This window comes from Rhizobium sp. RHZ02, from assembly GCF_014851575.1.
In the GTDB taxonomy this organism is placed as follows: Bacteria; Pseudomonadota; Alphaproteobacteria; order Rhizobiales; family Rhizobiaceae; genus Rhizobium; species Rhizobium altiplani.
In genome coordinates, this window is sequence record NZ_JACUZX010000011.1 from 100267 (window position 1) to 113334 (window position 13068).

11 protein-coding genes are annotated in these 13068 nt (G+C 60.5%); 6 read left to right on the forward strand and 5 right to left on the reverse strand.

The window, feature by feature from the left end:
- Position 1 precedes the first annotated feature (1 nt).
- Positions 2 to 1267: an O-antigen ligase family protein gene (locus tag IB244_RS17700; RefSeq protein WP_192304927.1), complete on the forward strand. Its 1266-nt coding sequence runs from the start codon at positions 2 to 4 to the stop codon at positions 1265 to 1267.
- A 48-nt stretch (positions 1268 to 1315) separates the two neighbouring features.
- A complete protein-coding gene (locus IB244_RS17705) occupies positions 1316 to 2323 on the forward strand; it encodes an acyltransferase family protein (protein ID WP_169682270.1) in 1008 nt (335 codons plus the stop codon).
- Here IB244_RS17705 and IB244_RS17710 read toward each other — a convergent pair.
- Both IB244_RS17710 and IB244_RS17715 read right to left on the reverse strand, forming a co-directional pair.
- Positions 2318 to 5512, reverse strand: a complete 3195-nt coding sequence (locus tag IB244_RS17710) for an efflux RND transporter permease subunit (protein WP_192241561.1) — start codon at positions 5510 to 5512, stop codon at positions 2318 to 2320. The two genes, IB244_RS17705 and IB244_RS17710, sit on opposite strands and share 6 nt — an antisense overlap.
- Positions 5509 to 6684 (reverse strand): efflux RND transporter periplasmic adaptor subunit, encoded by a 1176-nt coding sequence (locus tag IB244_RS17715; RefSeq protein ID WP_025660018.1) that lies wholly within the window; start codon positions 6682 to 6684, stop codon positions 5509 to 5511. Before IB244_RS17715 ends, IB244_RS17710 begins: the two co-directional genes overlap by 4 nt.
- A gap of 400 nt (positions 6685 to 7084) precedes the next feature.
- On the opposite strand from IB244_RS17715, the gene IB244_RS17720 reads away from it, so the two are divergent.
- The 3 genes from IB244_RS17720 to IB244_RS17730 are packed head-to-tail and all read left to right on the forward strand — an operon-like array spanning position 7085 to position 10302.
- The gene (locus IB244_RS17720) at positions 7085 to 7549 is read left to right on the forward strand and encodes a MarR family winged helix-turn-helix transcriptional regulator (RefSeq protein ID WP_192304929.1); all 465 of its coding nucleotides are present in this window, start codon (positions 7085 to 7087) and stop codon (positions 7547 to 7549) included.
- Positions 7542 to 8768, forward strand: coding sequence for an HlyD family secretion protein (locus IB244_RS17725; RefSeq protein ID WP_192304931.1), 1227 nt, complete (start codon positions 7542 to 7544; stop codon positions 8766 to 8768). Before IB244_RS17720 ends, IB244_RS17725 begins: the two co-directional genes overlap by 8 nt.
- Entirely contained in the window at positions 8761 to 10302 is a 1542-nt protein-coding gene (locus IB244_RS17730) for a DHA2 family efflux MFS transporter permease subunit (protein WP_192304933.1), read from the forward strand. Before IB244_RS17725 ends, IB244_RS17730 begins: the two co-directional genes overlap by 8 nt.
- Before the next feature lie 3 nt (positions 10303 to 10305).
- On the opposite strand, the gene IB244_RS17735 is transcribed toward IB244_RS17730, so the two are convergent.
- The 3 genes from IB244_RS17735 to IB244_RS17745 are packed head-to-tail and all read right to left on the reverse strand — an operon-like array spanning position 10306 to position 12182.
- Positions 10306 to 10896, reverse strand: coding sequence for a DNA-3-methyladenine glycosylase (locus IB244_RS17735; RefSeq protein WP_018857346.1), 591 nt, complete (start codon positions 10894 to 10896; stop codon positions 10306 to 10308).
- 28 nt (positions 10897 to 10924) lie between these two features.
- The gene (locus IB244_RS17740) at positions 10925 to 11245 is read right to left on the reverse strand and encodes a hypothetical protein (RefSeq protein WP_025660014.1); all 321 of its coding nucleotides are present in this window, start codon (positions 11243 to 11245) and stop codon (positions 10925 to 10927) included.
- A gap of 46 nt (positions 11246 to 11291) precedes the next feature.
- Positions 11292 to 12182: a LysR family transcriptional regulator gene (locus tag IB244_RS17745; RefSeq protein ID WP_192304935.1), complete on the reverse strand. Its 891-nt coding sequence runs from the start codon at positions 12180 to 12182 to the stop codon at positions 11292 to 11294.
- A gap of 121 nt (positions 12183 to 12303) precedes the next feature.
- Here IB244_RS17745 and IB244_RS17750 point away from each other — a divergent pair, with 121 nt between their 5' ends.
- Positions 12304 to 13041, forward strand: coding sequence for an SDR family oxidoreductase (locus IB244_RS17750; RefSeq protein WP_192304937.1), 738 nt, complete (start codon positions 12304 to 12306; stop codon positions 13039 to 13041).
- Positions 13042 to 13068: the final 27 nt, after the last annotated feature.

Here is a 13068-nt window from a genome sequence, read left to right on the forward strand (position 1 = left end):
AATGCGGATCGCAAAATCTGTGCTCATTCAGCCAGGCAGGAATGCGAATTTCGCCATCCCTGCCGTGGCGCTGTCACTTTTTTGCTTCGCCTACTCGATTAAGTTCGGGCAGGTGGCGATCCTGCTTTACTATGCGCTCTGGTTGCCGCTGATTGCCGTGGACTACAAGAAGGTGCTCGGCAGCCATGGTCGCTATCTCTGGATCTATGCCTTCGCAGCACTTGCCTTCCTGTCGGTCTTCTGGTCGGCGGTTCCGAGCATTTCGCTGCGTGCCAGCATCCAGTACCTGACTCAGGTCATCTGTGCCCTGATTGCAGTCCGCGTGGTGGACGTCAGAAGCCTGACGGTGGGCATGATCGCCGGTGTGGGGATCGTTCTCGTCTATTCGCTGCTGTTCGGCTACTACGAGTACGATCCCCTGGACGGCACCTTCAGTTTCGTTGGGGCCTTCGCCTCGAAGAACCAGCTTGGCTTCTATGCGTCGCTTGGGTTGATCGTTTCCTTCGCGGCCGTCTTTATCTTCGGTGAGAGACGCCTCTGGATGGCGGCGTCGGGAATAGTCGGGCTGCTATCGGCCTACTGCCTCATCGCCTGCCAGTCTGCGACGTCCGTTTTGACGACTGCCGTCGTGATTGCCCTCATGATGGGGCTGCGTGTCGTGCTCGCACTGACCCCCGACCACCGCAAGCTGCTGGTCGTCGGCGGTGGCGTCGCCGTCATCATTCTCGCCGTTGCTGGCGTCTATCTCGGCGCGGTCGATGCCGTTCTCGGCATCTTCGGCAAGGATTCCACGCTGACCGGGCGTACCTATCTCTGGCAGCAGGGGATCGAGGCGGCAAAGCAGAATCCGGTCTTCGGCATCGGCTACCAGGCCTATTGGGTTCAGGGCTTCTCGGAGCCGGAGCGCCTGTGGGAAGAGTTCTTCATCGGATCGCGCAGCGGCTTCCACTTCCACAACACCTACATCGAAACGGCCGTCGAGCTGGGCCTCGCGGGCGTGGTCGTTCTTGCAGGAATGCTGTTGCGGATTTTGTGGGGGCACTTGCGCCGCGTCATCGAGGATTTCAGGAACGACGAATCCTATCTGCTGTTCTCGATCGCCGTGCTGCTGACGATCCGCTCCTTCGTCGAGATCGATATTCTGACACCGTACAACGTCGGGACGTTTCTTTTCTATTTCGCCGCCGGAAAGCTGGCGACAGCGCGCCGCCAACCAGCGGTGAGCTCATGGCGACAGCACGCGTCGCCTGAGCCTCTCCCTCAATAATGTCATTGCATTTTCGACCGGGCTTGGTCCGGTTCTCCGAGGAAACGGATGAAGACACTTTACGGCATCCAATATCTGCGCGCCTTCGCGGCACTTGCCGTCGTGGTCTTCCACGCGGCCGAAAGAACCGGTGAGCATTTCGCCATTGGTGCCGCCGGCGTCGATGTTTTCTTCGTCATCAGCGGTTTCATCATGTGGGTCATCAGCGACCGCCGCCCAATGACGCCACAGGGGTTCCTGCTTGATCGCATTCGCCGCATTGCGCCTTCCTACTGGCTGGTCACGAGCGTGATGATCGCCGGCGCCCTCGTCGGTCTGTTTCCAAACCTGAAGCTGACCGGCGCCCATATCTTGTCCTCGCTTTTCTTCATTCCTGCCCACTCGCCGAGCACTGGCGAGATCTGGCCGGTCCTCGTCCAAGGCTGGACGCTGAATTTCGAGATGTTCTTCTACATACTGTTTGCCGGCGCGCTCTTCCTGCCGCGTCGCTGGAGACTGGTCTATCTGACGGCCATTTTCGGGAGCTTCTTCCTGATCGGCCTGGTGTTCAAGCCTGCATCGCCCGTGCTGAACACCTATACCCGGTCGATCATCCTCGAATTCCTCGGGGGAGTGCTGCTCGCCGAATTGTGGATCCGGCGCTGGATTGCAGGCACCAGTCTCGGCCTTGCATTCGTTGGCGCATCACTCGTCGGCTTCGCCATGATCTTTCTGATCGAAGCCGATTTCAATGAAACGATCTGTGGGCCGCTGGCCATCGCTTTGGTCTACGGCATGGTGTCGCTCGAGGCGGACGGCAGCATTGGCCGCGTACCGCTTCTCACCTATCTCGGCGATGCATCCTATTCGATATACCTCTGGCACACGCTGGCAATCTCCGTGATCGTCAAGGCTGCCGGCGCGGCCGGGCTGTCGGCAACGCCGACGATCGTAATTGCCGTCATTGGCGGCACGATCCTCGGAACGGCAGCCTACGAGTTTGTCGAAAAGCCGCTCCGGAAGATCCTTTCGTCAGACCTGTTCAAACCGAGCGCGGTCGAGCGGCGCCCTTCATGAAGAAGTCTCAGTGGCAGCCTCCTCGGAGGGCGGGGCGGGCTCGGCCTGCGCAACAGGCTTTCGCCGGCGCCCGCGCAACACGACGTAAAAGACGGGTGTCAGGAACAGGCCGAAAATCGTTACGCCGAGCATCCCTGAGAAAACGGCCGTTCCGAGCGATTGGCGCATTTCGGCGCCGGGGCCGGTGGCGATCATTAGCGGCACGACACCGAAGATGAACGCGAAGGCCGTCATCAGAATCGGCCGCAGCCGCAGGTGACTGGCCTCGATGGCGGCCTCGGTTGCCGACTTGCCTTCGTCCTGTGCCTGTCTCGCGAATTCGACGATCAGGATGGCGTTCTTGGCCGCCAGCCCGATCAGAACGATCAAGCCGATCTGCGTCAGGATGTTGTTGTCCATTCCGCGCAGATGGACCCCAAGCAAGGCTCCCAGGATCGCAAGGGGGACGATGAGGATGATGGCTAGCGGCAGAACCCAGCTTTCATATTGCGCCGACAGGGCCAGGAACACGAAGACCACCGACAGGGCGAAGATGTAGATTGCGGTATTGCCGGTGTTCCTCTCCTGGAAGGCGATTTCCGTCCACTCGAAGGTCGTTCCTGCCGGCAGGATCTGCTTGGCGAGGCCTTCCATCTTGTCGAGTGCGGTGCCCGTCGAAACGCCAGGGGCGGCATTACCCTGCACGGGGACGGACACATACATATTGTAATGCTGGACGAGGGATGGGCCGCTGGTATCACGGATGTCGACCAGCGTGCCAAGCGGGACGAGTGCACCCGTCGCAGATCTTACCTTGAGGGCGAGGATGTCGTCACGCTCGACGCGATACTGCTGGTCGGCTTGCGCGCGCACTTGATAGACACGCCCGAAGGCATTGAAATCGTTGACATAGGATGTGCCGAGATTGATCGACAGCGTGTCGAATATGTTGGTGATCGGTACGTTCAGCGTGCGCGCCTTGTCGCGGTCGATTTCGAGGAAATATTGTGGACTGTTGGCGGAAAACGTCGTGAAGACACCCGTCAGACCCTCGGTCTGGTTCGCCATGCCCATCAGCTGATAGGCAACGCCGAGGACGCGGCGCATATCGGAGCTCTCGCGATCCATCAGCTGGATCTTGAAGCCGCCGGCATTGCCGATGCCGGAGATCGGCGGCGGCGGAATGGCGATGATGAAGGCTTCCTGGATCGCCTGCAGGCTCCCATAGAGCTGGCCGATGATCTTCGTGGCCGTCTCGCCATGCTCCAAACGATTTTCGAAGGTGTCGAAGGCGGCAAAGACCACGCCGGCGTTAGAAGCGTTGGTAAACGTTGCGCCGCTGAAGCCCGAGAAGGCAACAGCATTCTTGACGCCAGGCGTGTTGCGGATGATCTCCGAAGCGCGCTCGACGACCGCGTCGGTGCGTGAAAGCGCTGCACCGTCAGGGAGTTGCACGACGACGATGGCGTACCCCTGGTCCATGACCGGGACGAAGCCGCCGGGAACGATCCTGCTCATATAGTATGTGGCGCCGAGCAGGCCGACAAAGATCAGCAGTGCGACGCAGAGTGCTGCGACTGTCTGCACCGTATGACGGACGATCCATGAATAGCCGGCACTGAGCCTGTCGAACCCATTGTTGAATCCATTCGCAAGCGCGCTTCCGAAACGCGCGATCGGATTGCGCCGCTTCTCGTGCTCCTCGTGTGGCTTGAGCACCAGTGCTGCGAGCGCTGGCGAGAGGGTCAGGGAATTCAATGCCGAGATCGCGGTTGCGACCGCGATCGTCACGGCGAACTGACGATAAAACTGGCCTGATATGCCGGGGATAAAGGCCGTTGGGACAAACACGGCGATCAGCACGAGAGAGATGGCGACGACTGCCGTTCCGACTTCGTTCATCGTCACATGCGCCGCCGCTCGCGGCGTCATTCCCTTTGCCAGGTTGCGCTCGACATTTTCGACCACGACGATGGCGTCGTCGACGACGATGCCGATCGCCAGTACGAGGCCAAACAGCGTCAACATGTTGAGCGAAAACCCGAAGGCAAGCAGAAACGCGAAGGTGCCGATCAGCGAGACCGGGATGGCAACGATGGGGATGATTGCCGTTCGCCACGACTGTAGGAAGATGAGAACCACGATGGCGACGAGGAGGGCGGCTTCAGCGATCGTCTTGTAGACCTCGTTGATCGACTCCGCGATGAATTCGGTCGGGTTGTAGACGATGTCGTAGCTAAGGCCCTGCGGGAAATCCTGGGCGACTGTGTCCATCGTCTTCTTGATTTCGGCCGCGGCTGCAAGCGCGTTGGTGCCGGGACGCGCGAAAATGCCGAGCGCGACCGCCGGCTTGCCGTTCAGATAGCTATTGGTGACATAGTCCTTGGCGCCGAGTTCGATGCGGGCGATATCCTGCAACTGGACGAGACGCCCCTCGGAGGTCGCTTTGACGATGACGTATCGGAACTGTCGGGCATCCGAAAAACGTCCTTGCGTCGTCACCGTATATTGGAAGGCGTTGGTGCCGGCGGCCGGCGGCCCGCCGATCGAGCCGCCGGAGACCTGCACGTTTTGTTCGCGCAGCGCGTCGACGACATCGCTGGCGGTCATGCCATAAGCCGACAGTTTCTGCGGGTCGAGCCAGATGCGCAGCGAATACTCGCGTTCACCGAACAGGATGACGTCGCCAACGCCGTCAAGACGAACCAGGGTGTCGCGGATACGGGTGCGTGCGTAGTTGGAGACATAAAGTTGGTCGTATCGGGAATTCGGCGACAGCAGATGCACCACCATCATCAGGTCGGGCGAGCTTTTTGCCGTCGTGATGCCAATGCGCCGCACTTCTTCGGGAAGGCGTGGCTCGGCGATGGCAACGCGGTTCTGGACAAGCACTTGTGCCTTGTCGAGGTCCGTACCGAGCTTGAAAGTCACGGTCAGCGCCATGGAGCCATCGGCCGTCGAATAGGAAGACATGTAGAGCATGTCCTCGACGCCGTTGACCTCTTGCTCGATCGGCGTCGCCACGGTGTTGGCGATCGTCTCGGCGTCAGCGCCGGGATAGGAGGTGCGGATGACGATGGTCGGCGGTGCAATCTCCGGGTATTGCGCCACGGGCAACTGGAAATAGGCAATGCCGCCGACAATCAGCAGCACAATAGAGAGCACCGACGCGAAGATCGGGCGGTCGACGAAGAAGTGTGCAAATCTCATCGGCTGAGCTCCAGGCCGGCGGCTTCTGGCGCAATCTCCTCGCGGCTTTGCGGTAGCTCGACGACCTGCGGCGTGACCTTGGAGCCGGGGCGGGCTCGCAGCAGGCCATTGATGACGATCGTCTCGTTGCCGTCCATGCCCTCGCGGATGACGCGATAGCCGTAGAGGCGCGGGCCCGGGCGGACGGGCTTTGCAGTGACCGTCCCATCCTCTCCGACGACATAGACGACGCGCTGGTTCTGGTCGGACCCGATTGCTTCGTCGGGGACAAGGATCGCCTTGTAAACATTTGACGCCTCGACAGAAACGCGACCGAACAGCCCCGGCTGGAGCACATAGTTCGGATTGTCGAAGCGCGCGCGTATGCGCTTCGTGCCGGTCTCGCTGTCGATCCTGTTTTCAGCGAAGTCCAGCTTGCCCTTGAATGGCTTCTCGGTCGAATCCGTGATCCTGACCTCGACCTCCACGCCGCCACCGCCTTGCTGCAGATCGACCCCGCGGTCGCGGGCAGTCTGCGCGAAGTTGAGAAGGCGGCGTTCATCGACGTCGAAATAGAAGTCGATGGGATCCACCGAGACAATGGTCGTCAGAATCGATTGGTCAGCCTGAACAAGGTTGCCGACGGAGATCAGCCGGCGGTCGATGCGGCCGCTGATCGGCGCTGTGATCTTAGTATATTCGAGGTCGAGTGCCGCGCGATCGGCCGTTGCTTGCGCTCCACGGACGTTTGCCTGTGCCGAAACCCATTCGCGCCGGCGGTCGTCAAGGATCGATATCGACTGGCTACCACTCGTCGCAAGGCTCTCGGCCCGCTTGAATTGCGCTTCGGCATAGACGAGCGTCGACTTGGCCACCTCCAGTGCCGCATTCGCCTCGTTCAGGGCAGTGACGAATGGCCTCTGGTCGATGACGAAGAGCAGGTCACCCTGCTTGACGAGCGCGCCGTCGGTGAAGTGAACCTCCTGAAGGTAGCCGCCAATGCGCGAGCGCACCGATACCTGATCGACCGGCTCGAAGCGTCCAATGAACTCATCGTTGTCGACGACATCGCGCACGACAGGTTTGGCGACAGAGACGGGAGGGGGAGAGCCTGGCTGCTGCGCCACCGCCGAAGCGAACGGCAGGAAAGTCAGGGTGCCAATAGTCAGCAGTCGTCGAAGGGAGGAAGGCATGGCGGTTTCCTTATCCGGACGGCCGCAAACGCTGCCGTCGCTTATGCTGATGTGATGCGATTCATGTCTTGATGTCTCTGAACAAAGGCTCTGCCCTCATTCACCTATGCCATTGTAAATTCACGATCACCGCGTTCGGCCGCGTTCCGGCCCTACCATCGAGAAAAATGGGTCGGCCGCCGGTAACCCTCTGGATTTCTACTTTAAACGGCTGCCGCTCGAAATTGCAAATGCCACACGGTTGCAATTTGCGAAAGCCCTCAGAAATCTCTGCGCGTATTCTCATGCGGCATTTTGGCCGCAGATGCGGAATCTGGAGAAGCGCCTATTGTGCTATGCACACGCTTAATATATCTGAGCGTATTATAAGTGTGCTTATTAATTATCGGCACTGGCTTCCATGAACAGCAATCCTACTCTCGGCTTCCTATTGCACGACGTCGCACGGCTGCTTCGCAAGCGGTTTGAGCAGCGTGCGCGCTGCCTTGGGCTGACGCGGTCGCAGTGGCAGACCCTGGCTTATCTGCGCAGCAATGAGGGGATCCACCAGAGCGGACTTGCCGAGATCCTGGAAATCGAGCCGATCACGCTTGTCCGCATTCTCGACAAACTCGCCGATCGCGGTCTCATCGAGCGCCGGCAGCATCCGACCGATCGCCGTATCTGGCTTCTCCATGTGCGCGAGGAAGCCCATCCGCTTCTGGCCGAGATGCGCGAGCTTGGTGACCTGACACGCGGCGAGGCATTCGCCGGCATCCCTTCCGAGCAGCGCGATCAGCTGTTCGACATTCTAACCGAAATGAAGACGAACCTGGTGCAGGCCTGCCGATCCCCGGTAGCCGAGAATGAGACAAAACATGGCTGAGAAGTCCTCCCTGCGCGTCGTTACAGACGCAAATGCCAAGAACCCAGTTGAAGAAAAGGATGTTTCTCCTCGTGAGGAACCGGTAGCCGAGGCGCCTTCATCCAATTCAGCGCCCGCTACTGCTGTGGCTGCGCCTAGCGGCACTCAGGTCCGCCGCCGGCGCAGTCTCACGCGCCCCGTTCTGTTCACGCTGCTGCCCGTCGCGCTCGTCGTTGGCGGCTACTACTACGTCAATGGCGGACAGATCATGTCGACCGACAATGCCTATATCCAGGCTGACATGGTGGGGCTGACGACAGACGTTTCCGGTATCGTCGACCAGATTAACGTGCATGAGAACGAAGCCGTGAAGAAGGGCCAGGTGCTCTTCAGCCTGCGGCAGGATTCCTTCAAGATTGCTCTCGACGGTGCGGAGGCGCAGCTCGGCGCCGTCCGAAACCAGATCCTCAATCTGAAGGCTAGCTATCAGCAGTCGCTTGCCGAGATCACGCAGGCCGAAGCTGATATTCCGTACTATCAGACCGAATTCGACCGTCAGCAGAACCTGCTGAACAGCTCGGCCGCGACGCGCACTGCTTATGATCAGGCCAAGCACAATCTCGATGCGGGCCATCAGAAGGTCGCCGTCGCAAAGGCCGAAGCGGCAGCAACATTGGCCCAGCTCGGCGGCAATGCCGATCAGCCGGTTGAGCAGAACCCGCTCTATCTCGAAGCCAAGGCGAAGGTGGACGACGCACAGCGCGAACTCGACCACAGCGTCGTCAAGGCGCCGTTCCATGGTATCGTGACGAACGTCAACTCGCTGCAGCCGGGCTCCTACCTGCAGGCGTCCACGCAGGCCTTCTCGCTGGTTTCGGACAATAACCTCTGGATTTCCGCGAGCCCGAAGGAAACGGAACTGACCTATGTGAAGCCGGGCCAGCCGGTGACGATCTATGTCGACACCTATCCGGGCGTGGAGTGGAAGGGCAAGGTCGAGAGCATCAGCCCGGCCTCCGGCTCCAGCTTCTCGCTGCTGCCGGCGCAGAACACGACGGGCAACTGGGTCAAGGTCGTGCAGCGCATTCCGATGCGCGTCAGCATCGATCACGCGGCAGGCAAGCCGCCGCTTCGTGTCGGCATGAGCACGGTCGTCGATGTCGATACGGGCCGCGCCCGTGGCCTTCCGGATTTCGTTTCCAAGCTTTTGGGCCGCTCTGGCGGCAAGGACCATGAGTAACGCTGCATCATCACCGGCCACCCTGGTTGCCAACAGGGGCGCGATCACGGCTTGCGTCATCCTGGCAGTGATCATGCAGGCGCTGGACACGACGATCGCCAACGTCGCGCTGCCCTATATCCAGGGCAGCGTCTCGGCGAGCGCCGACCAGATCAACTGGGTCCTGACCTCCTACATCGTGGCGGCCGCGATCATGACGCCGCCATCAGGCTTTCTGGCCGCCAAGTTCGGTCGCAAGCGGGTGCTTTTGGCGGCAATCGCCGGCTTCGTCGCGGCTTCCGTTCTTTGCGGCCTTGCGCAATCGCTGAACCAGATTGTTGCCTTCCGCCTGTTGCAGGGCCTGTTCGGCGCGTCTCTGGTTCCCCTCTCTCAGGGCATCCTCCTCGACATTTACACTGCTGAGGAGCGAGGCTCGGCCATGGCCTTATTTGGCGTCTCGGTCATGGTCGGGCCGGTCCTGGGACCCGTCATCGGCGGCTGGCTGACCGATAATATCAGCTGGCGTTGGGTGTTCTACATCAACGTGCCGATCGGCGCGCTGGCGTTTGCCGGCATCGTGATCTACGTCACGGAGACGAAGCTCGATGCGCTGGCGAAGCTCGACTGGTTCGGGTTCGGGATGATGAGTCTCGGCATCGCGTCGCTGCAGCTCTTTCTCGATCGCGGCGAACAGCTGAACTGGTTCGCGTCCGGCGAGATCATGATCGAGGCGATCGTCTGTGCCGCTGCCTTCTATCTGTTGATCGTGCATACGCTGACGGCCGAAAAGTCGTTCGTGAATCCGAAGCTGTTCCTCGATCGGAACTTCTCGGTGAGCATGCTCTTCATCTTCGTGATCGGCATCACCTACCTCGCCTCGCTGGCGCTGATGACGCCCTATCTGCAGACGCTGATGGGATATCCCGTCATCACCGCGGGCATCGTCATGGGGCCGCGTGGGCTCGGCACGATGCTTTGCATGTTTATCGTCGGCAAGCTGATCGGGAAAGTTGACTCGCGGCTGCTCTTGGTGACCGGACTCGGGCTGACGGCCTGGGCGATGTATGACATGACCGGTTGGACGCCCGATGTCTCGCAGTGGACGATCGTGTCCGTCGGCTTCATTCAGGGCGCCGGGCTCGGCTTCCTGTTCGTGCCGCTGACGACGATCGCCTTTTCGACGCTGCCCGCTCACATGCGCGGCGACGGCACCGGCCTCTACAACCTGTCGCGCAACATCGGCTCGAGCGTCGGCATTTCGATCGTTTCGGCGCTTCTCGTCGAGAACGCCCAGGTGAACCACGAGAGCATCGCTGCCTATGTGACGCCGTTCAACCGGGCCTTCGAGGCGACGTCGGCACAGGGGCTGAATCCGCTGACTGCGGCCGGTCGTGCGGCTCTCAACGAAGTGATCACCCTGCAGTCGACGATCATCGCCTATATAGACGACTTCAAGCTGCTGATGCTCATGTCGCTGGCGGTCATTCCGCTCGCGCTGCTGCTGCGCAAGCCGAAAGTGGCACCTGCCATGGATCACAGCGCCGTCATGGAATGAGCCTCAGCGGAACGGTTTGCTGAGATAGCGAGATCCTGAGATGCCGAAGCGCCATGGCGCTTCGGCATTTTTCGTTATGCCGATCCGCTGGCCGGCGACAATTTCGACGGGAGCCGAAGGAGCGATCGAGAAGGGCGACCGGTCGAGCAACCTGTCGTTCAGGGAGAGATCGACGCCGAGCGCTTGGCAGAGCTTGCCGGGGCCGCTGCAGAGCTGCGTCAGCGCATGGTTGCTGCGGCGTTCGATCATCGTCGCGATGCCGGCTTCCGGCTCGATTGCGCGGATCAGCACGGCCGCGCCGGGGGTGCACACGAAATTCAGGCACCAGTGTATCCCGTAGATGCGATAAATGTAGACATTGCCAGGTCGACCGAACATGGCGCGGTTGCGCGGCGTGGGACCGCGGAAGGCGTGCGAGGCTTCGTCGTCAGGGAAGTAGGCTTCAGTCTCGGTTATGCGGCCGCCGACATCGCCGACGCGCAGATGGGAGCCCAGCAGATCCTGGGCGACGGCAATCGCATCGCGCTCGAAAAAGCGCGTGAGATCAGGGCCGGCGAGGGGAGTGGCGCCGATCGCACCGACGCCATGTGTCATCTGTTTCAGGCTTCCGGTCCATGAGGCACTAATGACCGACCTTTGGGTCATGAGCAGAAATGGAGGATCCGGTCACCGAGACGGGATCGCTTGCCGGAAAAGTATCCTCGAGGCCTTCTTCCAGTTCTTCTTCGAGAAGCGCGGCATCCTTGCCGCGTGTGCCATCGGCTTGCGAACTCTGCAGTGTTGTTGCGAGCAACGCCCTCGCGCGGGTAATCGCATTATCGCTCGTTAGCCCGGGAGAGGCGGCGGCATAGAGCGTGACCGATATGTTGTTGCCGGACTGATCCGTGAAGATGACGACAAAACAGCCGTCCTTCGGATGCACGGTGACGTCTGTGATGGTCATGAAAATTCTCCAGCTCTGACAGTCACTGTAAGTGAAACGCTTTTCGCTAGGATTGTCGAGCAAAGACCTTCACCAGCCAGTCGATGAAAACGCGAACGCGGGGCGAGAGCTGCCGGTTGGGCGGATAGAGCAGGGAGACCGGTGTTTCGGTCAGCGGGAAATCCGGCAGGACGTGAATGAGCGTGCCGGCCGCGAGATCCGCTTCGGCGTGATAACGTGGCACCTGTATCAAGCCGAGGCCGAGCCTGGCAGCCGACATGATGCTCTCGGCGGCGTTCACCGTCACCGTCGCGGGCAGGGTGACATTACGGATGCTGCCGCCGACGATGAATTCCAGTGGTAGCACGCCGCCCGTCGCCGTCGAGCGGAAACCGACCATGCGGTGGCCATCGAGCCTGTCCGGATGTTCGGGGAGGCCGTGTTTCTCGACATAGGCGGGAGCTGCAAGGGTAACTTCCTCCAACATTGCGACGCGTCTTGCTACCATGTCGCTGTCCTGGGGCGTGCCGACGCGTAACACGCAATCGATGCCCTCGCGAACGAGGTCGACCAGCCGGTCGCCTTCGCTCATGTAGAACTCGATATCAGGATAAGTTTCGAGGAAATGCGGAAGGCTCGGCAGCACAAAATGCCGGGCAAGCGTGCCATGCACGTCCACACGCAGCATGCCTTTCGGCATGGCGTCGGCAAAGGCGCCTTCCGCGTCTTCGATGTCGGCGAGGATCGAAAGGCAGCGTTGGTAATAGGCTTCGCCGTCCAGTGTCGGGCTGACATGGCGCGTGGTCCGCTGCAGCAGCCGCACGCCGAGGCGTGCTTCGAGTTGTTTGACGGCATCCGTCACCGTGGAGCGCGGCAGGCCGATGTCCTCTGCGGCAAGTGTGAAGCTCCGGCGCTCCACGATGCGGGAGAAGACCCGCATGGCATCGAATCTGTCCATCTTATTTGTTCGCATTATTCGGATAGTGATGCCAGATAGTGATTGATTATCCGCAAACTGAAAAGCGGCATCTTCTCCCCATCAGAAACGTGCTGAGCAAAACGAAAGAAGGAGAGAGGCAATGGGCAATGAGAACAAGGTTGCGCTGGTTACTGGTGCATCGAGAGGCATCGGCGCCGCAATCGCGGAGCGTCTGGCCAGAGACGGTTTCACCGTCGTCGTCAACTACTCAGGAAACGTCGCACTCGCCGAGGAGCTTGTGCAGACGATCGAGCGCGACGGCGGCAAGGCTCTGACGGCGCAGGCCGACGTCAGCAATGCCGAGACTGTCAGCCGGATGTTCGATGCGGCAGAAGCAGCCTTCGGCGGCATCGATGTGCTCGTCAACAATGCCGGTATCATGCAGCTTTCGTCGATTGCCGATGCTGACGATGCCCATTTCGATCGCCATGTCAGCGTGAACCTGAAGGGCACGTTCAATACATTGCGCGAAGCCGCAAAGCGCCTCCGCAACGGCGGTCGCATCATCAATCTGTCAACGAGTATCGTCGGCCTGAAGCTGGAAACTTACGGCGTCTACGCCGCGACCAAGGCCGCCGTCGAAGCCCTGACGGCGATCATGTCGAAGGAAATGCGCGGCCGTAACATCACCGTCAACGCCGTGGCTCCCGGGCCGACAGCAACCGACCTTTTCCTTGATGGGAAATCGGAGGAACTGATCGCCCGCATGGCCAAGATGAACCCGCTGGAGCGCCTGGGCACGCCCGAAGATATCGCCGCCTCCGTCTCGTTCCTTGCAGGTCCCGACGGCGCCTGGATCAACGGCCAGGTGTTGCGTGCCAACGGTGGCATCATCTGATCTCCGGCTCCCGCGGCGGGTTTGGCC